The sequence below is a fragment of the Erwinia sp. E602 genome, assembly GCF_018141005.1.
Taxonomy (GTDB): domain Bacteria; phylum Pseudomonadota; class Gammaproteobacteria; order Enterobacterales; family Enterobacteriaceae; genus Erwinia.
In genome coordinates, this window is record NZ_CP046582.1 from 3,675,374 (window position 1) to 3,696,518 (window position 21,145).

Below are 21,145 nucleotides of genomic sequence, written 5' to 3' on the forward strand. Positions count from 1 at the left end.
CATACGGCGGTAACATCAGTCCTGTTCGCCGATAAGTGGGAGAAATCGCACGTTCTGCCTGGTTTACCGCTGTGGCTGATATTTTTTTCGATTATGGTCAATTATTACAAGCGCCTCACCCGATTATGCCATACACTGAAAACTTACAACTGGACACAATTTTTGCTCCGATTAATTCCAGTTGCAGGAAAACGGCAAGCCCGTCAGTCCCGCGGGCACTCGCCAGTGCCTGTCATATTCAGCTCCCGGATGGGGCTGATTCGCCAGGTACCGCCAGCGTATCTGCAACGCGAAGTATGACGACCAGGCATTTAAAGGAGACAGGCATGCACCATACTACCCCGCTTATCACCACCATTGTCGGAGGCTTAGTTCTCGCCTTCCTCTTCGGTATGCTGGCTCACCGCCTGCGCATCTCTCCTCTTGTCGGTTATCTGCTGGCCGGCGTGCTGGCCGGCCCGTTTACGCCGGGTTTTGTCGCCGATACCAATCTGGCCCCCGAACTGGCCGAGCTGGGCGTGATCCTGCTGATGTTTGGCGTCGGTCTGCACTTCTCGCTAAAAGATCTGATGGCGGTAAAGTCGATTGCCATTCCCGGTGCTGTCGCCCAGATTGCGGGTGCCACGGTGCTGGGAATGGGGCTGTCATGGGCGCTGGGTTGGTCGATAATGACCGGGCTGGTGTTCGGGCTGTGCCTGTCCACCGCCAGTACCGTGGTGCTGCTACGTGCGCTGGAAGAACGGCAGCTTATTGACAGCCAGCGCGGACAGATCGCCATCGGCTGGCTGATTGTTGAAGACCTGGTGATGGTGCTGGCGTTAGTGCTGCTGCCTGCCATCGCCGGGATGTTCGAAGAGGGCAAGGCCAGCGTGACGCTGGTGCTGTGGGACCTGCTGCTGACCATCGGCAAGGTGGTGGCCTTTATGGTGCTGATGATGGTGGTGGGCCGCCGGGTGGTACCGTGGATCCTGGCGCGCAGCGCCGCCACCGGCTCGCGTGAGCTGTTTACCCTGGCGGTGCTGGCGCTGGCGCTGGGTATCGCCTTTGGCGCGGTGGAGTTCTTCGATGTTTCCTTTGCATTAGGTGCCTTCTTCGCGGGTATGGTGCTGAACGAGTCTGAGCTAAGCCACCGGGCGGCGCACGATACGCTGCCGCTGCGCGATGCGTTTGCCGTGCTGTTCTTTGTGTCGGTCGGCATGCTGTTCGACCCGATGATCCTGGTGCAGGAGCCGCTGGCGGTGCTGGGCGCGCTGGCGATTATCGTGCTGGGTAAGTCACTGATTGCCCTGTTCCTGGTACGGCTGTTTGGCCACTCCAGGCGCACAGCGTTGACCATCTCCGTCAGCCTGGCGCAGATCGGTGAGTTTGCATTTATTCTTGCCGGGCTCGGCGTCAGCCTTAATCTGCTGCCGGAAACCGGCCGTAACCTGGTGCTGGCCAGCGCCATCCTGTCGATCATGCTGAATCCGATTCTGTTTGCCCTGCTGGAACGCTATCTGCAGAAAGCCGAAACCGTCGAAGAGCAAACCCAGGAAGAAGCGATCGAGGAAGAGAAGCAGATCCCGGTTGACCTGTGCAACCATGCGGTGCTGGTCGGCTACGGCCGCGTCGGCAGCCTGCTGGGCAAGCGGCTGACGGAAGCCGGGATCCCAATGGTGGTGGTGGAGAACAGCCGCCCGCGCGTGGAAGCGCTGCGTGAGCAGGGTATCCGGGCGGTGCTGGGCAATGCCGCTCGCGAAGATACGATGGACCTGGCGCGACTCGACTGCGCGCGCTGGCTGCTGCTGACCATTCCTAACGGCTACGAAGCCGGGGAGATCGTCACCGCCGCCCGGCAAAAACGCCCCAACATTGAGATTATCGCCCGCGCCCATTACGACGACGAGGTCGACTATATTATGGAACGCGGTGCCGACCGCGTGGTGATGGGCGAGCGGGAAATTGCCAACAATATGCTCAATCTGATTCTGGTCGAGCCGGAAGAGACTAAAGCCAGCGAGTGCCCGATCTGACAGTCACCGGATAACGGTTAAACGCGCCCCTGTGTTTAGCCATTATCTGATGCCCGCCCGGGAAACGTGAACTGTACCTTCGTCGGTTTGGTGTCCAACCTTTAGGGTGCAATTTCGTTGATCCCCATGTCGATGCTTACCGTTCCCAGTAAGACTCTTCCAGGCTGTCTTCGCGCTCCGGCAGGCCGCGGGTCAGGCGCGGGGAGTGCTGGTTCAGCACCTGATAGCTGACGCGGTTGGCGTATTTACACACCTGGGCCAGCGACGAGTAGGTCAGGTAGCTGCGGCCATGCTTGCTGGAGTTGGGCACGTTGCTGCGGTGGAAGTTATTGGCGGTGATGTCGTGTAATAACGCCGCCAGCGCACCGTCCCCTGCCCCGTTGGTGTTCATGATCTTCTCCGGCCCGCCCATGTACGGCGCAATGTGCGAGTAGATGCGCAGCGGCTGCTCACAGTCCTGGTGGCGCATCGCGCGGCTGAACTCATACTGGTTAAACTCGGCAATCGCCCCCGGCAGCAGCGGGTGCTGGGTGGTGCGTTTGCCGGACTCTTCGGTAAAGCCCGCCATATACAGCCCGTTCGGCCCGGCGGTACAGAGCACCAGGTCAACCCAGTCGAGGGCGATATTGGCCGCCTGCAGCGGATCGCGCTCGCCGGTCAGCTCAAAGGCTTCATCCTCATTCATCGCCACGATCGAAACGTGGTCGCGCAGGAAATCACGCCAGAACTGCGGGTTGTCGGCAATCACGTATTTGGTGCCCAGCGTCAGCACCACCGGCACGTTATGCTTTTTGGCGTAGCTAATCGCCTGCATGGTGGCGGCGGGCATCGGTTCGCCCGGTTTGCAGCGCACTAAATAGGAGGTCAGCACCAGCGCCGATGCGCCGGCGATCACCGCTTCCGGCACGCTCTCCGCCCGCAGCTGGTTCATCATCCCCGGACTGATGGCGAAGGTGCGTTCGCCGTTATCGCCAATCAGCGTAAAGCAGCGGCCGATAGCGCCGTCCACGCCCTGAAGGTAGTTAAGATCGGTACGGCTGGAGGTGTTGCACAGGTAACGGTAAGCATAGCCGCCGATCTGCACGTTATTGCACATCACGCCGAGCAGCACCGAGCGGTCGTCCGCCAGCACCGAGTAGTTATGCAGGGTGTTACCGATGGTGCCGCCGGCAAACTGGTGGGCAATCAGGTTTTCGCGCACCAGCTCGGCGTACAGCGCCTCGGCCACGTCATCTTCAATCACCAGCGAGTGGCCGAAGCTGAGGCCGTAGCGGGTGACGAAGTCATCGTCCACCTTCGCTTCAATATCCACGAGGATCTGGTCAATACCGACGATCCAGCTGCTGGCCGACTCGTTTTCCGGCTGGACCGGTTGCAGCAGCGGGTCGCGCGCGCTGACGGGGAAATAGTGTTTGGACTTACGTTTGCCGGGGAATTTCATAATTGCTGACTACGGGCAGGGAAACAGAGGGCGATGATAGCACAGTTGCGCAACGCGTTGACCGTCTCAGCAACCGGTCGGGCGGATTTGCGCAATCCGGTGGCGTTTCGCGGGCCGTAAGCAGGCCTCGGGGATTTGGCAGGTCTGATTAATGCCTCTGGCACAGCGGTAACGGCAACAGGGCCGTTAACGCTTATCGCCGGTGAAAAGCCTGACTCAGCACAGACTGGCTTATCAGCTGCCGTTCACCGGCGGGGGCCGTCAGCGGTAAGCGTTAACCAGCTCCAGCATCATGGTGATGTGTTCTTCGTCGTCGTTCAGCGCCGGAATATATTCAAAGCGCGTGCCGCCCGCGTGCAGGAAGATCTCGCGGTTTTCTCCGTTGATCTCTTCCAGCGTTTCCAGACAGTCAGAGGAGAAGCCCGGGCTCATAATCTGCACGTGCTTAATGCCTTTGGCCGGCAGCCCCTTCATGGTTTCGTCGGTGTACGGCATCAGCCAGGGTTCGCGGCCAAAGCGCGACTGGAAGGTGAGCATCGCTTCGCTTTCACCGAGGCCAAGCGCGGCCTTAAGCGCGTCGAAGGTGTCATAGCAGCGCTGCGGATAATCATCACCCTCGTTGGCAAAACGCTGCGGTATGCCGTGGAAGGAACCCACCAGCAGGTCCGGCTTGCCGTGTTGCGTAAACGAACGTTGCACTGAAGCGGCCAGCGCGGCGATATAGGCCGGATGCTCGGCGTAGTCGCGGATAAACTGCACGGTCGGCAGGCTACGATAGCCGGCAAAGACCTTTGTAATACCGTCCCAGACCGCGGCAACGGTGGAACAGGAGAACTGCGGGTAAAGCGGCAGCACGATCAGCCGGTTTACGCCCTGCGCCATCAGCTGATCCAGCGCGCTTTTCAGGCTCGGGTTGCCGTAAGACATCCCCAGCGCCACCGGCATGTCCAGCCGCGCGGCCAGCGCATCGCGCTGGCGCTTGCTGTAAACCAGCAGCGGCGAACCTTCTTCCGTCCACACCGAGGCGTAGAGCTTCGCTACGCGCGGTGAGCGAATCGGCAAAATACCGAGATTCAGAATCGGCCACCACAGCCAGCGGGGCGAATCCACCACGCGCGGGTCACTGAGGAACTGTTTCAGGTAGCGTTTGACGGCGGGCGTGGTGGGGGCATCAGGCGTGCCTAAATTCACCAGCAGTACACCGGGCTTATCTTGCCGCATGGTTCATCCTTTCATGGCAAACGGAGGAAATGAAAACGAGGCTTATTCTAGCGGAAAATGGCGGGGGATGTAGCTGTTGCTGTAACAGGGGCCGACAATCGTCGGCCCCGGAACGGATTAACCGAGGATTTTAGCCAGCTCGGCGCTGACTTCGGCTACCTTACGGGTGCCGTCGATCTTGTGGTACGCGGTGTTACCGGCGGCCGCTTCTTTGCTGTAGTAAGCAATCAGCGGTGCGGTCATCTGATGGTATTCCACCAGGCGCTTACGCACGGTCTCTTCCTGATCGTCCTTACGGGTGGTCAGCTCTTCGCCGGTCGCATCGTCTTTACCTTCAACCTTCGGTGGATTGAAGGTGACGTGGTAGACGCGGCCAGAAGGTGTGTGCACACGGCGGCCAATAATACGCTCAACGATCAGTTCGTCAGGTACCGCGAATTCCAGCACGTTGTCGACCCTGATACCGGCGTCCTTCATGGCATCCGCCTGAGGGATGGTGCGCGGGAAGCCGTCCAGCAGGAAACCGTTGCGGCAGTCTTCCTGAGCGATGCGCTCTTTGACCAGCGCAATCACCAGTTCGTCAGTCACCAGTTTACCGGCATCCATAATCTCTTTGGCCTGCAGCCCCAGTTCTGAGCCTGCTTTCACTGCAGCACGCAGCATGTCACCGGTGGAGATTTGCGGAATACCGTATTTCTCCATAATAAACTGGGCCTGAGTCCCCTTTCCTGCACCCGGAGCCCCGAGCAGAATAATACGCATTGCGTAAATCCCCTTGCGAATTGCTTTAAAGTTCATGATATCTGAGGGCAAGAACATACCATCATGCCCCGCGCATCACAAGGTAACAGGAACTTATCCCGCATCGGCCTGGCCCGCCGGCGCGCCCTGTCGGCGGGCATGCAGGCTCTGTGAGATCACCGCGATGATAATGATGCCACCGCCAATAACTGCCTGAATCGTCGGCACTTCACCAAGGAACAGAAACATCCATAACGGTGCCAGCGCGGTTTCCAGCAGCAGGAACAGCCCGGCGTTGGCCGGTGAAACAAATCGCGTCGACAGCGTAATTAATCCCATCGCCAGCGGCATAACCAGCGCACCTTCGGCCACTACCCAGCCATACTGCGCCGGGCTGAGCTGTTCCAGGCCGCTGACCAGCGTGCCGCCGGACCACAGTGCGATCAGGACCGAAGCCAGTATCGCACCCAGCGAAGGCAGCACCAGCGTTCCGCCGCTGACCCGCGAGCTGAAGATAAAGGCCAGCGCCATCGAGACCGCCGTACCCAGCGCAAACAGGTTGGCGACGGCGCTGTCATCAACGCCGCGGCCGGACATTACGATCGTCACCCCAGTCATTGCCGCCAGCGCGGCCAGCATGACGCTGCGGTCGCTTTTTATGCCGAAAAACAGCCGGGAAATAAGCGCAGAGATAAACGGCGTGGCGGAGATAATCACCAGCACGGTTGCCACGTTGCCGCGGTTCAGCGCGTTAACAAAGCAGGCCGATGAGACGCAAAAAAACAGCGTGGAGAGCACGTTGTCCCTGGTCAGCCAGGGCGAGCCAAGCATGCTACGGCTCTGCCGCCAGCAGCACCACACCAGCAGGCAGATCCCCCACATCAGCACGCCTCTGAGGGCGACGATCAGCCAGGAGTCAGCGATGCCCATCATGCGGATAAACACCGAATCGGTGCTGAGGATGATCCCACCCAGAATACCGATCGTATTGCCGTTCAACGGCAGCATATTGCTCATTTTTTATCTCCCAAAATTCTCCCGATTTCCGTTCCCGGCACGGCCGTGAAACAGCCCGAAGGGACAGCAGGCTACGTTATTGTGCAGTGAACCTCCGCTGTACTGAGCGGAGATACACAGGAACCCCCTGTAACTTCAGATAACAGACTGACACAGTGCTACCCGTGATTCTCCTGTGAACGTGATGATAACCAGTTGAGAGTAGGGAAAACGGACTGGACTTTAAAATGATATAAACAGACACTTACTGTGAATTTTTCTAACAGGGCAGGCCTATGCCAGGACTTCCATCACTGCGCGCGCTGCGCTATTTTCACCAGGCGGCGCTGCATCAAAGTTTCAGCCTGGCGGCGCAGTCGCTCAACGTGACGCACAGCGCGGTCAGCCATCAGATCAAGCTGCTGGAGGAGTGGCTGGGTAAACCGGTGTTTTTACGAACCAGTGGCCGGGTGCAGCTGACGTCGGACGGGGAGCGCCTGAAGGTGTGCTGCATGCAGACCTTCAGCCAGATTGAGACCACCTGTGAGAAGATCCGCGCGCGCAATCTGCACAGCCTGACCGTATCCTGCGCGCCGAGTTTTCTGGCGCAGTGGCTGATCCCGCGCATCAGCCGCTTCAGCGAGCGCCACGGTGAGATTGCGCTGACCTTTCAAACCCACGTCGATATCGATAAGGTACGCAGCGAACACACCGACGTGCTGATCCTCAGCCACGAGCAGGCGTTGCAGGAGGATATTGCCGCCACGCCGATCGCCGTCGATAGCATCGGCCCGGTGTGCGCCCCCTCCCTGGTTAAAGGCTTTACCGTTGAAACCGACTTCTCCACCCTGCCGCTGCTGCATGCCGATACCAAACCGCATGCGTGGGCCGAGTGGGCGAAAAAGACCGGTGCGCGCGGGGATTTCTGGGCCGGACGCCACTTTGATAACCTGACGCTGGCGATTCAGGCTGCGCGCAACGGCATGGGCATCATCATGACGCCGCAGATCCTGGTGAAGAAAGAGATCCGGGAAGGCACGCTGATTGCGCCGCTGGGCTTTGCCGAAGTGGATCGCGCTACCTGGATGATGGTGAAAGCCTCGCGCAGCGAGGAGCGGGAGATCGGCCTGTTCCGCCGCTGGCTGCTGGAGGAGGCGGTGCTGGCGGGCTGAGTCACTGCAGGAATGCAGGCGGCAACGCCGCGAGGCGTCCAGAGCAGCAGGGAAAACGCTGCTGACATCAAACAGGGAGGTTGCGAAGGCATAAAAAAACCGCCGCTGAGCAGCCCCAGCGGCGGTTTTTATTGCCGACAGCGTAGCGGTCGGTTAGCCCAGCAGCAGCTGGTTCATGCGGCGGATAAACTGGTTAGGGTCATCCAGCGTGCCTTTCTCGGCTAACAGCGCCTGCTCCAGCAGCAGCTCGATCCACTCGGCGAAGCGCGCTTCATCCTGGGTATCGGCCGCGCGTTTCACCAGCGCGTGGTCCGGATTCAGCTCGAACAGGTATTTCACCTCAGGGACGTCCTGGCCCGCCGCTGCGAACAGCTTGGCCATCTGGGTGCTCATATCGCTGGCTTCGGTGGTAACGATAGCCGGGGTGTCGGTCAGACGGTGGGTCAGACGCACCTCTTTTACGCGCTCGCCCAGCAGCGTTTTCACACGCTCCACGAACGGCTCCAGCGCCTTACCGGCCTCTTTCTGCTCTTCGGTTTCGTCGTCCGCCAGCTTGTCCAGCGACTCGTCGGCCTTGCTCACCGACTGGAACGGCTTACCGTCGAACTCGGTCAGATAGCTCATCATCCATTCGTCGATGCGATCGGAGAGCAGCAGCACTTCGATGCCTTTCTTGCGGAACAGCTCCAGGTGCGGGCTGCTCTTGGCGGCGGCGTAGCTGTCAGCGGTGATGTAGTAGATTTTCTCCTGCCCTTCGACCATGCGGGTCAGGTAATCTTCCAGCGACACGGTCTGCGCCGCACCGTCGCTGCTGGTGGAGGCGAAGCGCAGCAGCTTAGCAATAGTTTCAATGTTAGCGCTGTCTTCCGCCGGGCCTTCCTTCAGCGCCAGGCCGAACTGCTGCCAGAACGACTGATACTTCTCTTCGTCATCCTTCGCCACTTTCTCCAGCATCTGCAGCGAGCGCTTAGTCAGTGCACCGCGCAGGGTCTGGGTGATACGGCTGTCCTGCAGGATTTCGCGGGAGACGTTGAGCGGCAGATCGCTGGAGTCGATCAGGCCTTTGACGAAGCGCAGGTAGTTCGGCATGAACTGCTCTGCGTCGTCCATGATAAACACGCGCTGCACGTAGAGCTTCAGGCCGTGCTTGTGATCGCGGTTCCACATGTCCCACGGCGCTTTGGCCGGGATATAGAGCAGGCTGGTGTATTCCTGCTTGCCTTCCACGCGGTTATGGCTCCAGGTCAGCGGGTCGCTGAAGTCGTGTGCCACGTGCTTGTAGAACTCTTTGTACTCGTCTTCGCTGACGTCAGACTTGTTACGCGTCCACAGCGCCTGTGCCTTGTTGATCTTCTCCCAGCTGGTGGTGTCTTCTTCTTCGTTGCGGGATTCGATCTCAACCGGCAGGGCGATGTGGTCTGAGTATTTGCTGATGATGCTGCGCACGCGCCAGGCGTCGAGGAACTCGTCTTCGCCTTCGCGCAGGTGCAGGGTGATCTCGGTGCCGCGATCGGCTTTTTCAATCTCTGCCAGGGTGTATTCGCCCTCGCCGGCGGACTCCCAGAACACGCCTTCATCCGCCGCTGCACCGGCCGCGCGGGTACGCACGGTCACTTTGTCCGCCACGATAAACGCCGAGTAGAAGCCAACGCCGAACTGGCCGATCAGCTGGCTGTCTTTCGCCTGGTCTGAACCCAGTGATTCGAGGAAGGATTTGGTGCCGGATTTGGCGATGGTGCCAAGGTTTTCAATGACTTCGTCACGACGCATACCGATGCCGTTATCGCTCAGCGTCAGGGTGCGTTTTTCCTTATCAACGGAAACCCGCACGCGCAGCTCACCGTCACCCTCGTAGAGATCCGGGGTGGACAACGCGCGGAAACGCAGCTTGTCGGCGGCGTCCGAGGCGTTGGAGATCAGCTCACGCAGGAAGATTTCTTTGTTTGAATAGAGCGAGTGGATCATCAGGTGCAGCAGCTGCTTCACTTCTGACTGGAAGCCACGGGTCTCTTGTCCTTTCATGGTCATTGCTACCTCAACTAAAAACAGGTTGATGAACGTTGAGACCAGAGATGGGGACGGGAAAAAACTATTTCAAGGCGGCACGAGAGTTCGTGCCGTTGATTGTTCAGAAAATCATCTTGCGACGACCGGCCAGCGAGTGCGACAGTGTGGTGCCGTCAACCATCTCCAGTTCGCCGCCCACCGGCACGCCGTGGGCGATGCGGCTGGCTTCCACGCCATACTGCTCACACAGGCTGGCGATGTAGTTGGCGGTTGCCTCCCCTTCCACCGTTGGGTTGGTGGCGAGGATCAGTTCCTGAATCGACTCACGCTCCAGCCGCTGCTCCAGCCTGTCCAGACCGATATCGTTCGGACCGATACCGTCCAGCGGCGACAGGTGCCCCATCAGCACAAAGTAGCGGCCGGCAAACTGTCCGGTCTGCTCAATGGCATGAATGTCGGCCGGGGTTTCCACCACACAGATCAGGCCGTTCTGCTGCCGCCGCGGGTTAGCGCAGATGGTGCAGATCTCCTGTTCGGTGAAGGTGCGGCAGTCGGCGCAGTGGCCAATTTCGGACATGGCGCGGGTCAGCGCCTGCGCCAGCCGCATGCCGCCGCTGCGGTCCCGCTGCAGCAGCTGGAACGCCATACGCTGGGCCGATTTCGGCCCAACGCCCGGCAGGCAGCGCAGCGACTCCATTAAGGCTTCAAGGAGCGGGCTGGTCTGCATCAGAACGGCATCTTGAAGCCAGGCGGCAGCTGCATACCGGAAGAGACGCCGGCCATCTTCTCTTTCTGCGCTTCGGCTACGCGGCGTGCGGCGTCGTTAAATGCTGCGGCGACCAGGTCTTCCAGCATATCTTTGTCATCTTCCAGCAGGCTCGGGTCAACTTCCACGCGACGGCAGTTGTGCGCACCGTTGATGGTGACCTTAACCAGACCGGCACCGGACTCGCCGGTCACTTCCATCGCGGCGATCTCTTCCTGCACCTGCGCCATTTTGTCCTGCATCTGCTGGGCCTGCTTCATCAGGTTGCCCAATCCGCCTTTACCAAACATAGGTTCTCTCTCTTAAGCTCAGGCCACAGCAACGTTATGCTGCTGCGGCGGGTTACACAGGACGAATACTCTCTTCATCAACGTCAGCGTCGAAGAACCGCCGCAGCGTCTGAATATGCGTATCTGCACTAATCGACTGGCGCGCCTGCGCCAGCTTCTCTTCATAAATTTTTTGCCGCCACTCCAGCGGCGTCAGCACCGCCGGATTATCATCTTCCACCACGGTTAATTCAACCGGCGCTGCGCCCGACGCGTTTAACGCGTCGCTCAGCGCCTTTTGCGCCGACGGCGAGTTCAGGTGGCGCTGGCTGGAACGCAGGTGCAGGCAGATGCCCTGCTCCGTGACCTCTTTCCAGGCGTTCAGCGCCAGCTGTTGCACCAGACGTGGCATCGGCAGCGTGGCGATCTCGGCGGCCCAGGCGTCGCGCTGCTGCGCTTCTACCGTCAGCCGGGCGATCAGCTCCGGGGTCTTTTCATGTTCCAGCGCGGTGCGCAGCGCCTTCGGCGTGGCGACCGGCGCGGCTTTGATTTCGGTCGGCGTTAAGGCCTTCCAGCGGTAGGCCTCCTCTTTTACCGGGGCAGCCTCGCTGGCGGCCTGCTGCAACCGCTGCTGACCGCGCTCGGTAACGTTAGCCAGCCGTTCCAGGGCCGAACTCGCCGGCCGCGCACTTTGCGCTGCCGGCTCACTCTTTTTTGCTTTGTTTGCTCCCTGCTGGCGCAGCAGCTGAGTGCGCGCCTGCAGTAACTGACTGGTGGTCTCCGACAGCCCGCCGGGCGGTGGCTCAGCGGGTCTGGTCTGCGCGGTGGCAAGCGGCTGGCCGTGCGCGGGCTCAGCGGGTCTGGCCTGTGCGGCAGCAGACGGCTGACCGTGCGGCGGAGCGAAATCCGCCGGGCCATCGGCCTGGTCCACGGCCGGGCCGGCCGGCCGGGTCGCTAACGGGGGGGCCGACGGCGCAGCGGATGGACGGGCGGGCGCAGCGGGTGCTGAAGCGACGCCGGACGCACGCGCAGGTGGCGCTGCCGGCGCGGAATCAGCCGCTGGCGCAGGCACCACCTGCGCGACCAGCTGCGGACGCGCCACCGGTTCGGCGATGACCGCTTTCGGGTGAAACGCCAGCGCGCGCAGCAGGGTCATCTCAACCCCCATGCGCCGATCCGGTGCCAGCGGCAGCTCTTTACGGCCCACCAGCAGGGTTTGATAGAACAGCTGCACGTCGGCCGGCGGCAGCACGCGCGCCAGTTCACGCAGGCGTTGCTCAATCGCCGCCATCTCTTCACCGAGCGCCGAAGGCAGCAGCTGCACCATGGCAATGCGGTGCAGCAGGGTCAGCATCTCCACCAGCAGAGCCTCCCACTCCACGCCGCGGGCCGCCGCCTGGTTGAGCAGCGCCATCACCTGCGCGCCGTCGGCGGCGGTCAGCGCTTCAATCAGCGCCAGCGGCTGCTCATCATCCAGGGTACCGAGCATGTCGCTGACCGTGGCGGTGGTAACCTGCCCCTGCCCCATGGCGATCGCCTGATCGGTCAGGCTCAGCGCGTCACGCATGCTGCCGTCCGCGGCGCGGGCCAGCAGCTGCAGCGCGCGGGTTTCCGCCGCGATCTGCTCAGCCTGCAGCACGTGCTCCAGCTGGCTGCGGATCTGTACCTGATCGAGTGCTTTCAGATGAAACTGCAGGCACCGCGACAGGATGGTCACCGGCAGCTTCTGCGGATCGGTGGTGGCCAGCAGGAACTTAACGTGTTCCGGCGGCTCTTCCAGGGTTTTCAGCAGCGCATTGAAGCTGTGACGCGACAGCATGTGCACTTCATCGATCAGATAGACTTTAAAGCGGCCGCGCGCCGGTGCGTACTGCACGTTATCCAGCAGATCGCGGGTGTCTTCGACCTTGGTGCGCGAGGCGGCGTCGATCTCAATCAGGTCAACGAAGCGCCCCTGTTCGATTTCGCGGCAGTTATCGCACTTGCCGCACGGCGTCGCGGTGATGCCGGTTTCACAGTTCAGCCCTTTTGCCAACAGGCGGGCAATACTGGTTTTACCGACGCCACGGGTGCCGGAAAACAGATAAGCGTGGTGGATACGCCCCAGCGACAGGCCGTTAGCCAGTGCGGTCAGGACATGTTCCTGACCGACAACATCGGTAAACGCTTGTGGACGCCACTTGCGGGCCAGTACCTGATAGCTCATTCGGACTTCATCATTTTTTTACCCAGTTTAAGACGGATACTATAACAGAAACCCCACCTGGTCGTCGCGGTTCCTGTCACCGGCGATGAGCCGGGCCGCAGCCGCCCGGCACGCCTGAAGGTTGCCGTAAAATAACGTCGCAGACCGGTTGATAACAAAAAAATCACATCGTGGTTATACCAATTATGAAAAGGTCCCCCTCATCGGGGATCTTTTTGCTTTATTTTCTTAAAATAATTCATCTGAAGAAAAATCACATTTAATGCAACAAAACCGCCTTAAAAACCCGCCAGATTTGCCGCCCGGCTTCATGCCTGATTTAACGATGAGACCCTCAAATGAAATTTGTCTTTACCCTTATCAGCCTGATGGTGCTGGCGCTCGGCTGGCTGTTCTGGCAGCAGAGGCACCCTGCCCCGGCGATCGCCCTGCTGGACATTGAGAAAGTAATCGCAGATTCCACGCCGGGTAAAGCCGGACGCGCGCATCTGGATAAACTGGCGCTGCATTTTCGTCAGGGGCTGCAACAGGTGCATAACGACTATCAGCAGTCGCCCGCGGCGGAACAGCAGCGGGTAATCGCTAATGCGGAGCAGATGCTCGATCAGCAGTTTGAGCGGGAGGAGCGGACGGTCAGCGACGATCTAAAAAAAATCATTCTGGACGAAGCAGAGAAATGGCGGAAAAAGCACGGTACTGGCCTGGTACTGCCCGCGCAGCTGGCACTGGCCTCTGCGGGAGAGGAGGACTGTACAGAAGAGGTGTTGCAGGCGGTCAATCAGCGTGAGATTCGCTTTGCGCGGCTGCCGCAGCTCGATTTTCTGCAGCCTGAAGGGATGGCCTCACCTCAACCACCGCTGCCCGGACGTCAATGATAGTGCCCTGGGTTCAGGTCACATCCAACACCGGGATACCGGGCTAGCCGTTCAGCGGGCCCGCCGGGGAAAACGGGCCAGCCACAGCAAGCCCGTTAACGGATCTTAGTGACCCGGGAAGTTGACCAGACTGTAGCTCTCTACGCCCAGCGCCTTCAGGCGCGATTCACCGGTCAGGTCAAACAGGTTGATAATGAAGGCGGCGTCCTTTACTTCACCGCCGGCGCGGCGGATCAGCTTGACGGTCGCTTCAATGGTGCCGCCGGTGGCCAGCAGGTCATCCACCACCAGCACCACGTCGCCCGGCTGGATGGCATCACAGTGCAGCTCCAGCTGGTCGGTGCCGTACTCCAGCTCGTAGCTTTCGGCGAAGGTTTTACGCGGCAGTTTGCCCGGCTTACGCACAGGTACAAAGCCAACGCCCAGCGCCAGCGCTACCGGAGCACCGAACAGGAAGCCGCGTGCTTCGGTGCCCACCACTTTGGTGATGCCCGCGTGACGGTAGCGATCCACCAACAGTTCAATGCTCAGCGCATACGCTTTCGGGTCTTCCAGCAGGCTGGTAACGTCACGAAACAGGATACCCGGCTTAGGGTAATCCTGGATGCTTTTGATACTGTTTTCAATAATTTCAAGCTGCTGCGCAGTCGCGGTCATAATCTTGTGCCTGGTGAATACAAATCAATTTCGCGCAGCCTCTTTCACCCTGACCGGTATCCGGCGGAGTGAAATTCAAACGTTGAGGGGAAGCCGCGCACGAAAACGACCAAATCTATGCAAATCGTCGGGCAATTGCAACCATGTCAGGCAAAATCACCGCTTTTCTTGCGATTCATCAACCACCGGCAGGCGGATCATAAATACCAGCAGGACGCAGAGCATCGCCAGCAGCAGCAGGCGAACCCACAGTATCTTCACCATCCACAGCGAGAAGGCAAAGCTCACCAGGATCACCGCAATCGCGCGCCCTTTCGCCCCCGGCGGCATCGCCCGATGCTGCTGCCAGTGGCGCAGATAGCGGCCAAACGGCGAGCGGTGCAACAGCCAGTGATGAAAACGCGGCGAGGAGCGGGCAAAACACCAGGCGGCCAGCAGCAGAAACGGCGTGGTCGGCAACAGCGGCAGGATCACGCCCAGCGTTGCCAGCACTATCGCCAGCCAGCCAATAATCAGTAGAATGTAACGTTGCATCGTTGGGCCTTAGGCATCCGGCCTGAAAATCAGCCGGCCGAACCTGAATCAGCAGAGCCACCAGCGTATCATAGCCCGCAGACTGCCACGGAGACGAAAATGAAAAGTGCTGGTTTACTGCAGCAGCTTGACGCAAAGCTGGAACAACTTGCCCAGGCCGTTGCGCCGCACGCCACGAAAAGTACCCGCAAGGCGCGCTTTGATGAGCAGCTGTTTCACAGCCACTCCACCCGGCTTGGGGATTACCTGGCGGAGATCCGTCAGACGCTGGCGCAGCTGAAGCAGAGCGTACAGGATGGCCGTGCCGAACGCGTCGGCTGGATGGCGGAACGGGTGGTGCTGCAGATGAGCGCGCTACAGCGCGAGCTGGCGACGATGTCACTGCGCGGTAAGGAAACCGCGCCGGTGAACGTTAAAGAGAACCTGTATGAGAAGCTGTCTGAACACCAGGGCTATGAGCGGCGGCTGCGCGGTATGATCGCCGATCGTGAAAGCCTGCTGGCGGTGCAGGAGACGCTGGCACAGCAGCAACAGCTGCAGCGTGAGGTAGCGGCGCTGGAGGGCCGCCTGCAGCGCTGCCTGCAGGCGCTGAAACGCATTGAGCGTGGCATTGAGAATCGTGAACGCGGGCTTTAACGGCGCGGCGTCATTCATCTGTCATCTGACCGGAGTATCAAGGAGAAGCTATGTCGCTCGAAACGGCACCTGAAGAGGTCAAACTCGCTGTCGATTTGATTATGTTACTGGAAGAGCACCAGATCGCCCCGGAAACGGTGCTGGCAGCGCTGGAAATTGTCAGAAGAGATTTTGAGCGTAAGGTGGCTGCGGTCTGACGATGCCGAACCGGTCAGAGACGTAGCGGGAATGGTACATCGTGCAGCGTGATTATCTTCATACGGGTATGCCTGACGTCAGTGCGGTGTGCGCATCAGGCCAGGCGAGGCTTAACCGTTTCGCGAAACTTTCATCAGCCGGGCAGGCGCAGCGTCGGGCAGTGCTCTAGCATCTCGATCAGCGTATCGACCAGCTGCGGCACCTCGGCGGCCAGATCAAAACTGTCCGGCATAAACAGCCAGTTTTCCATAATGCCGCTGATGTAGCCGCGCATCACAATAGCCGCCAGGCGAGTATTCAGGTTCGCCGGCAACAGCCCGGCGACAATACACGCCTGTAAAACCTCTTCTATCTTTTCATAACACTCCAGATAGAGGTTTTGCTGCATCATCTGCAGGGTGGTCATTTCGCCGACAAACTCACATTTGTGATAGATAATTTCCATCAGCGCGCGCCTGCGCGGGTCGGTAGCAGCGGCATCAAGCACATAGATAATCATTGAACGCATAACAGACAGTGGATCTGCCGGGTATTTTGCATAATACTCAAGTTCCAGCTCGGCCATCGCCGACTCGGACTGCGCCCAGATTTCATTCAGTAAATCGGTTTTATTTTTAAAATGCCAGTAGATGGCACCCCGCGTAACCCCAGCGGCTGCCGCGATATCAGCGAGTGACGTTTTTGATACGCCGTGTTCTGAAAAGCGCTCAATCGCCGCATCGATGATGTGATTGCGTGTTTCCTGCGCCTGCTGTTTGGTATTTCGTGCCATAGGGGTGACTTTTACAAAATGCCAGATTTACATACATTTCCGAATGTATGTACCATAGCACGACCATAATTTAAACGCAGCATGGCTTTGTGCGTTTGTGATCCACTGGACATTTGATACCGGACACGAGGTTTATTTATGAACAAAAACAGAGGGTTAACGCCTCTGGCGGCCGTTCTGATTCTCTCAGGCAGCTTAATGCTAACAGGATGTGACAATAAAAATGAGGGACAACAAGGCGGTCAGGGCCAGGCGCCTGAAGTCGGTATCGTCACGCTGAAAAGTGCTCCACTTAAGATCACCACTGACCTGCCGGGCCGCACGTCGTCTTTCCGCATCGCGGAAGTGCGTCCACAGGTTTCGGGTATCATTCTGAAACGTAATTTTGTTGAAGGCAGTGATATCCAGGCGGGCCAGTCGCTTTACCAGATTGATCCGGCAACCTACCAGGCCGCCTACGCCAGTGCCAAAGGCGACCTCGCCCAGGCGCAGGCCAACGCACAGATTGCGGCCTTAACCGTCAAACGCTACAAGCCGCTGCTGGGCACCAAATATATCAGCCAGCAGGATTACGATACGGCTGCGGCCACCCAGAGCCAGACTGCTGCTGCCGTTCAGGCCGCACAGGCCTCTGTGGAAACGGCACGTATTAATCTTGCGTACACCAAAGTGACCTCTCCAATTAGCGGACGCGTAGGTAAGTCATCGGTCACCGAAGGTGCACTGGTGCAGAGCGGCCAGACCAACGCGCTGGCTACCGTACAGCAGCTTGATCCGATCTACGTTGACGTCACCCAGTCCAGCGAAGAGTTTATGCGCCTGCGTGATGAACTGAACGCCGGTACGCTGCAGCAGGCTAACGGCAAGGCTCAGGTCAAACTGTTGATGCAGAATGGTAACGAGTTCCCGCAGAGCGGTACATTAGAATTCTCTGATGTGACCGTCGACGAAACGACCGGTTCTATCACCCTGCGTGCCGTGTTCCCTAACCCGGACCACAGCCTGCTGCCGGGCATGTTCGTGCGTGCGCGTCTGGAAGAAGGCACCAACCCGAATGCGCTGCTGGTTCCACAGCAGGGCGTTACCCGTACTCCGACCGGCCAGGCAACGGCAATGGTGGTGGGCGCGGATAACAAGGTTGAAGTGCGTAACCTGACCGCTGACCAGGCAATTGGCGATAAGTGGCTGGTGACCGGCGGGCTGAAGGAGGGTGACAAGGTTATCATTTCCGGCCTGCAGCGCGTCAAGCCAGGCGCGGCAGTCACGCCCCAGGAAGTGAGCGAAGACGGCGCTAAAGCGGATGCATCCAAGCCTCAGGCGCAGTCTGAACAACCGAAGTCTTAACAGGAGCCACTGATTCATGGCTAAGTTTTTTATCGATCGCCCCATCTTTGCCTGGGTAATCGCCATCATTATTATGCTGGCGGGTGCGTTGTCGATTCTTAAACTGCCGATCGAGCAATATCCTAACGTTGCTCCACCGGCGATTGAGGTCACGGCAAACTACCCGGGTGCCGATGCAAAAACCCTGCAGGACTCCGTCACGCAGGTTATTGAACAAAACATGAACGGCATCGACGGTCTGATGTACATGAGCTCAGCCAGTGACTCCAGCGGATCGCTGCAGCTGACGCTGACCTTCGAGTCCGGGACCAACGCCGATATCGCCCAGGTGCAGGTGCAGAACAAACTGCAGCTGGCGATGACGCTGCTGCCGCAGGAAGTACAGCAGCAGGGGATTCAGGTTAAGAAATCCTCCAGCAGCTTCCTGATGGTGGCCGGCTTCATCAATGAAGACGGCACCATGACCCAGAACGACATCGCGGACTATGTCGGATCGAACATTAAAGATCCGATCAGCCGCGTGCCCGGCGTGGGTGATACCCAGCTGTTTGGTTCGCAGTACGCAATGCGTATCTGGATGGATCCGCACAAGCTGAACAACTACTCGCTGACCCCGGTCGACGTGATCGCCGCAATCAATACTCAGAACGCCCAGGTGGCGGCGGGTCAGCTGGGTGGGTCACCGCCGGTTGCCGGCCAGCAGCTTAACGCCTCAATCATTGCGCAGACCCGTCTGACCTCGGCAGAAGAGTTCGGTAAGATCCTGCTAAAGGTGAACACCGACGGTTCCCGCGTGTTGCTGAAAGACGTCTCGCACATTGAGCTGGGGGGTGAAAACTACGACATCATTGCCCGCTACAATGGCAAACCGGCTTCCGGCCTCGGGATCAAGCTGGCTACCGGCGCTAACGCACTGGATACCGCTGCGGCGGTGAAAGCCGAGCTGGCCAAGCTGGAACCCTTCTTCCCGTCAGGGCTGAAGGTGGTTTACCCGTATGACACCACGCCATTCGTGCAGATCTCCATTAACGAAGTGGTGAAAACCCTCGTCGAAGCGATCGTGCTGGTGTTCCTGGTGATGTACCTGTTCCTGCAGAACTTCCGTGCCACGCTTATTCCCACCATTGCGGTACCGGTGGTGCTGCTGGGGACATTTGCCATTATCAGTGCCTTTGGTTACTCGATAAACACCCTGACCATGTTTGGTATGGTGCTGGCGATCGGTCTGCTGGTGGATGACGCCATCGTGGTAGTAGAAAACGTTGAGCGTGTAATGACCGAAGAGGGCCTGCCGCCAAAAGAAGCTACCCGTAAGTCGATGGATCAGATCCAGGGCGCGCTGGTCGGTATTGCCCTGGTGCTGTCAGCGGTATTTATCCCGATGGCCTTCTTCGGCGGCTCGACCGGGGTTATCTATCGTCAGTTCTCGATCACCATTGTTTCGGCGATGGTGCTGTCGGTGATTGTCGCCCTGGTGCTGACCCCGGCGCTCTGTGCCACCATGCTGAAACCGATTGCCAAAGGCGAGCACGGTAAAACCACCGGTTTCTTCGGCTGGTTTAACCGCATGTTTGATAAGAGCACCCATCACTATACCGATAGCGTGGGCCATATCATTCGCAGTACCGGCCGCTATCTGGTGCTTTATCTGCTGATCGTGGTAGGCATGGCCGTGCTGTTTATGCGCCTGCCCTCCTCCTTCCTGCCGGAAGAAGATCAGGGGGTGTTCCTGACCATGGCCCAGCTGCCAGCGGGTGCAACGCAGGAGCGTACCCAGAAGGTGCTGGATCAGGTGACTGACTACTATCTGAACGATGAAAAAGCCACCGTAAACTCCGTGTTTACCGTTAACGGCTTTGGCTTCGCGGGTCGTGGCCAGAACACCGGTATTGCCTTTGTCAGCCTGAAACCGTGGGAAGATCGTCCGGGTGCCGAGAATAAAGTACCGGCCATTGCCGGGCGAGCCTTTGGTGCGCTGTCGTCAATCCGCGATGCAATGGTAATTCCGTTCAACCTGCCGGCGATTATTGAGCTGGGCACGGCGACCGGGTTTGACTTCCAGCTGGTCGATCAGGGTGGCCTTGGCCATGAAAAACTGACCGCGGCGCGTAACCAGCTGCTGGGAATGATTGCCCAGCATCCGGATACGCTGGTCGGCGTTCGTCCAAATGGGCTGGAAGATACGCCACAGTACAAGCTGACAATCGACCAGGAGAAAGCGCAGGCGATGGGGGTATCACTTTCCGATATCAACACCACGTTACGTGCTACCTGGGGCGGCTCCTACGTCAATGACTTTATTGACCGCGGCCGCGTGAAGAAAGTCTACGTAATGGGTGAAGCGCCTTACCGTATGCTGCCGAAGGATATCGGTAACTGGTACGTACGTTCCAGCAGCGGTGAGATGGTCTCCTTCGATACCTTCGCCACCGGTAAGTGGATCTACGGTTCTCCGCGTCTGGAGCGTTATAACGGCCTGCCGTCTATGGAGCTGTTAGGCCAGCCAGGCCCGGGCAAAAGCTCCGGTGATGCCATGAATCTGATGGAACAGCTGGCCGGCAAACTGCCTTCCGGTATTGGTTATCAGTGGACCGGTATGTCCTATCAGGAACGTCTGTCCGGTAACCAGGCTCCGGCACTGTATGCCATCTCGCTGATTGTGGTGTTCCTGTGCCTGGCAGCGCTGTACGAGAGCTGGTCAATTCCGTTCTCAGTAATGCTGGTGGTTCCGCTCGGGGTGGTCGGTGCGCTGATCTTTACCACGCTGCGTGGCCTGAGTAATGACGTCTACTTCGTGGTAGGGCTACTCACCACCATAGGACTATCGGCGAAGAACGCCATCCTGATCGTCGAGTTCGCTAAGGACCTGATGGAGAAGGAGGGCAAAGGCCTGGTTGAGGCCACGCTGGAAGCCGTCCGTATGCGTCTGCGTCCGATTCTGATGACCTCACTGGCATTTATCCTCGGGGTACTGCCGCTGACCATCAGCACCGGTGCCGGATCTGGCGCGCAGAACGCCGTCGGTACTGGCGTAATGGGCGGGATGGTGACTGCAACCGTCTTGGCGATCTTCTTCGTGCCGGTGTTCTTCGTGGTGGTTCGCCGCCGCTTTAGCAAAAATAAAGAAGACATTGAGCACAGCCATCCGGTGAAGCATCCGTAACCGTTGTCCGTCGTTCTAACTGAGAGGCCGCTTATGCGGCCTCTTTTTTTTGCCCGGCTCACAGGCCTGCTTTTTACCTTGCAGGATTTAAAACGCACACCAAGAGGGGTTGCAATTGGCTACAGAGCGGCGCAT

General features: G+C 59.0%; 18 protein-coding genes and 1 other annotated feature. Of the genes, 7 read left to right on the forward strand and 11 right to left on the reverse strand.

Going from position 1 to position 21,145, the window contains the following annotated elements; all coding sequences use genetic code 11:
- The first annotated feature begins 326 nt into the window (after positions 1 to 326).
- Positions 327 to 2,012 carry a YbaL family putative K(+) efflux transporter gene (ybaL, locus tag GKQ23_RS18415; protein WP_056240398.1) on the forward strand — a complete coding sequence of 562 codons (1,686 nt, stop codon included), beginning with the start codon at positions 327 to 329 and terminating at the stop codon, positions 2,010 to 2,012.
- Positions 2,013 to 2,148: 136 nt separating this feature from the next.
- Here the strand turns inward: ybaL and GKQ23_RS18420 are convergent, their stop codons facing one another.
- The 4 genes from GKQ23_RS18420 to GKQ23_RS18435 form a co-directional block, all read right to left on the reverse strand.
- Positions 2,149 to 3,453, reverse strand: a complete 1,305-nt coding sequence (locus GKQ23_RS18420; RefSeq protein ID WP_056240404.1) for an inosine/guanosine kinase — start codon at positions 3,451 to 3,453, stop codon at positions 2,149 to 2,151.
- Positions 3,454 to 3,714: 261 nt separating this feature from the next.
- Positions 3,715 to 4,674 carry a ferrochelatase gene (gene hemH / locus GKQ23_RS18425; protein ID WP_212409116.1) on the reverse strand — a complete coding sequence of 320 codons (960 nt, stop codon included), beginning with the start codon at positions 4,672 to 4,674 and terminating at the stop codon, positions 3,715 to 3,717.
- A 117-nt stretch (positions 4,675 to 4,791) separates the two neighbouring features.
- Positions 4,792 to 5,436, reverse strand: a complete 645-nt coding sequence (adk, locus tag GKQ23_RS18430; RefSeq protein WP_056240573.1) for an adenylate kinase — start codon at positions 5,434 to 5,436, stop codon at positions 4,792 to 4,794.
- 93 nt (positions 5,437 to 5,529) lie between these two features.
- A complete protein-coding gene (locus tag GKQ23_RS18435; protein WP_212409117.1) occupies positions 5,530 to 6,432 on the reverse strand; it encodes a DMT family transporter in 903 nt (300 codons plus the stop codon).
- A 275-nt stretch (positions 6,433 to 6,707) separates the two neighbouring features.
- On the opposite strand from GKQ23_RS18435, the gene GKQ23_RS18440 reads away from it, so the two are divergent.
- Positions 6,708 to 7,583, forward strand: a complete 876-nt coding sequence (locus GKQ23_RS18440) for a LysR substrate-binding domain-containing protein (RefSeq protein ID WP_056240418.1) — start codon at positions 6,708 to 6,710, stop codon at positions 7,581 to 7,583.
- Between the two features lie 153 nt (positions 7,584 to 7,736).
- On the opposite strand, the gene htpG is transcribed toward GKQ23_RS18440, so the two are convergent.
- From htpG to dnaX, 4 genes are all read right to left on the reverse strand, one after another.
- The gene (gene htpG, locus GKQ23_RS18445; RefSeq protein WP_056240420.1) at positions 7,737 to 9,611 is read right to left on the reverse strand and encodes a molecular chaperone HtpG; all 1,875 of its coding nucleotides are present in this window, start codon (positions 9,609 to 9,611) and stop codon (positions 7,737 to 7,739) included.
- 100 nt (positions 9,612 to 9,711) lie between these two features.
- The gene (gene recR / locus GKQ23_RS18450) at positions 9,712 to 10,317 is read right to left on the reverse strand and encodes a recombination mediator RecR (RefSeq protein ID WP_056240423.1); all 606 of its coding nucleotides are present in this window, start codon (positions 10,315 to 10,317) and stop codon (positions 9,712 to 9,714) included.
- Positions 10,317 to 10,646, reverse strand: coding sequence for a YbaB/EbfC family nucleoid-associated protein (locus GKQ23_RS18455; protein WP_056240426.1), 330 nt, complete (start codon positions 10,644 to 10,646; stop codon positions 10,317 to 10,319). The genes recR and GKQ23_RS18455 overlap by 1 nt, the downstream gene beginning before the upstream one ends.
- Before the next feature lie 52 nt (positions 10,647 to 10,698).
- Positions 10,699 to 12,831 carry a DNA polymerase III subunit gamma/tau gene (gene dnaX / locus GKQ23_RS18460; RefSeq protein ID WP_212409118.1) on the reverse strand — a complete coding sequence of 711 codons (2,133 nt, stop codon included), beginning with the start codon at positions 12,829 to 12,831 and terminating at the stop codon, positions 10,699 to 10,701.
- Positions 11,299 to 11,360 (reverse strand) — a sequence feature (DnaX frameshifting element). (Overlaps the previous gene by 62 nt.)
- Positions 12,832 to 13,169: 338 nt before the next feature.
- Between dnaX and GKQ23_RS18465 the strand changes: the two genes are divergently transcribed.
- Positions 13,170 to 13,706, forward strand: coding sequence for a hypothetical protein (locus GKQ23_RS18465; RefSeq protein ID WP_212409119.1), 537 nt, complete (start codon positions 13,170 to 13,172; stop codon positions 13,704 to 13,706).
- A 105-nt stretch (positions 13,707 to 13,811) separates the two neighbouring features.
- Here the strand turns inward: GKQ23_RS18465 and apt are convergent, their stop codons facing one another.
- Positions 13,812 to 14,363, reverse strand: a complete 552-nt coding sequence (gene apt / locus GKQ23_RS18470) for an adenine phosphoribosyltransferase (RefSeq protein ID WP_056240440.1) — start codon at positions 14,361 to 14,363, stop codon at positions 13,812 to 13,814.
- Positions 14,364 to 14,519: 156 nt separating this feature from the next.
- The gene (locus GKQ23_RS18475) at positions 14,520 to 14,897 is read right to left on the reverse strand and encodes a DUF454 family protein (protein WP_056240444.1); all 378 of its coding nucleotides are present in this window, start codon (positions 14,895 to 14,897) and stop codon (positions 14,520 to 14,522) included.
- A 99-nt stretch (positions 14,898 to 14,996) separates the two neighbouring features.
- Between GKQ23_RS18475 and priC the strand changes: the two genes are divergently transcribed.
- Positions 14,997 to 15,533, forward strand: a complete 537-nt coding sequence (gene priC, locus GKQ23_RS18480; protein ID WP_212409120.1) for a primosomal replication protein PriC — start codon at positions 14,997 to 14,999, stop codon at positions 15,531 to 15,533.
- 50 nt (positions 15,534 to 15,583) lie between these two features.
- The gene (rsmS, locus tag GKQ23_RS18485; protein WP_212409121.1) at positions 15,584 to 15,730 is read left to right on the forward strand and encodes a pleiotropic regulatory protein RsmS; all 147 of its coding nucleotides are present in this window, start codon (positions 15,584 to 15,586) and stop codon (positions 15,728 to 15,730) included.
- A 134-nt stretch (positions 15,731 to 15,864) separates the two neighbouring features.
- On the opposite strand, the gene acrR is transcribed toward rsmS, so the two are convergent.
- Positions 15,865 to 16,503, reverse strand: a complete 639-nt coding sequence (gene acrR / locus GKQ23_RS18490; protein WP_212409122.1) for a multidrug efflux transporter transcriptional repressor AcrR — start codon at positions 16,501 to 16,503, stop codon at positions 15,865 to 15,867.
- Between the two features lie 138 nt (positions 16,504 to 16,641).
- Between acrR and GKQ23_RS18495 the strand changes: the two genes are divergently transcribed.
- Together GKQ23_RS18495 and acrB are read left to right on the forward strand one after the other, a co-directional pair.
- Entirely contained in the window at positions 16,642 to 17,847 is a 1,206-nt protein-coding gene (locus GKQ23_RS18495) for an efflux RND transporter periplasmic adaptor subunit (RefSeq protein ID WP_212409123.1), read from the forward strand.
- Between the two features lie 16 nt (positions 17,848 to 17,863).
- Positions 17,864 to 21,010, forward strand: a complete 3,147-nt coding sequence (gene acrB / locus GKQ23_RS18500) for a multidrug efflux RND transporter permease subunit AcrB (RefSeq protein WP_212409124.1) — start codon at positions 17,864 to 17,866, stop codon at positions 21,008 to 21,010.
- The last annotated feature ends 135 nt before the right edge of the window (positions 21,011 to 21,145 follow it).

What these genes read in the sequence shown, in the direction of transcription:
- dnaX (WP_212409118.1), bottom strand. Translation starts at nt 12,831, where the DNA reads ATGAGCTATCAGGTACTGGCCCGCAAGTGGCGTCCACAAGCGTTTACC.
- GKQ23_RS18420 (WP_056240404.1), bottom strand. Translation starts at nt 3,453, where the DNA reads ATGAAATTCCCCGGCAAACGTAAGTCCAAACACTATTTCCCCGTCAGC.
- recR (WP_056240423.1), bottom strand. Translation starts at nt 10,317, where the DNA reads ATGCAGACCAGCCCGCTCCTTGAAGCCTTAATGGAGTCGCTGCGCTGC.
- GKQ23_RS18435 (WP_212409117.1), bottom strand. Translation starts at nt 6,432, where the DNA reads ATGAGCAATATGCTGCCGTTGAACGGCAATACGATCGGTATTCTGGGT.
- rsmS (WP_212409121.1), top strand. Translation starts at nt 15,584, where the DNA reads ATGTCGCTCGAAACGGCACCTGAAGAGGTCAAACTCGCTGTCGATTTG.
- GKQ23_RS18455 (WP_056240426.1), bottom strand. Translation starts at nt 10,646, where the DNA reads ATGTTTGGTAAAGGCGGATTGGGCAACCTGATGAAGCAGGCCCAGCAG.
- GKQ23_RS18475 (WP_056240444.1), bottom strand. Translation starts at nt 14,897, where the DNA reads ATGCAACGTTACATTCTACTGATTATTGGCTGGCTGGCGATAGTGCTG.
- GKQ23_RS18465 (WP_212409119.1), top strand. Translation starts at nt 13,170, where the DNA reads ATGAAATTTGTCTTTACCCTTATCAGCCTGATGGTGCTGGCGCTCGGC.
- GKQ23_RS18495 (WP_212409123.1), top strand. Translation starts at nt 16,642, where the DNA reads ATGAACAAAAACAGAGGGTTAACGCCTCTGGCGGCCGTTCTGATTCTC.
- apt (WP_056240440.1), bottom strand. Translation starts at nt 14,363, where the DNA reads ATGACCGCGACTGCGCAGCAGCTTGAAATTATTGAAAACAGTATCAAA.
- priC (WP_212409120.1), top strand. Translation starts at nt 14,997, where the DNA reads ATGAAAAGTGCTGGTTTACTGCAGCAGCTTGACGCAAAGCTGGAACAA.
- acrR (WP_212409122.1), bottom strand. Translation starts at nt 16,503, where the DNA reads ATGGCACGAAATACCAAACAGCAGGCGCAGGAAACACGCAATCACATC.
- adk (WP_056240573.1), bottom strand. Translation starts at nt 5,436, where the DNA reads ATGCGTATTATTCTGCTCGGGGCTCCGGGTGCAGGAAAGGGGACTCAG.
- htpG (WP_056240420.1), bottom strand. Translation starts at nt 9,611, where the DNA reads ATGACCATGAAAGGACAAGAGACCCGTGGCTTCCAGTCAGAAGTGAAG.
- acrB (WP_212409124.1), top strand. Translation starts at nt 17,864, where the DNA reads ATGGCTAAGTTTTTTATCGATCGCCCCATCTTTGCCTGGGTAATCGCC.
- ybaL (WP_056240398.1), top strand. Translation starts at nt 327, where the DNA reads ATGCACCATACTACCCCGCTTATCACCACCATTGTCGGAGGCTTAGTT.
- GKQ23_RS18440 (WP_056240418.1), top strand. Translation starts at nt 6,708, where the DNA reads ATGCCAGGACTTCCATCACTGCGCGCGCTGCGCTATTTTCACCAGGCG.
- hemH (WP_212409116.1), bottom strand. Translation starts at nt 4,674, where the DNA reads ATGCGGCAAGATAAGCCCGGTGTACTGCTGGTGAATTTAGGCACGCCT.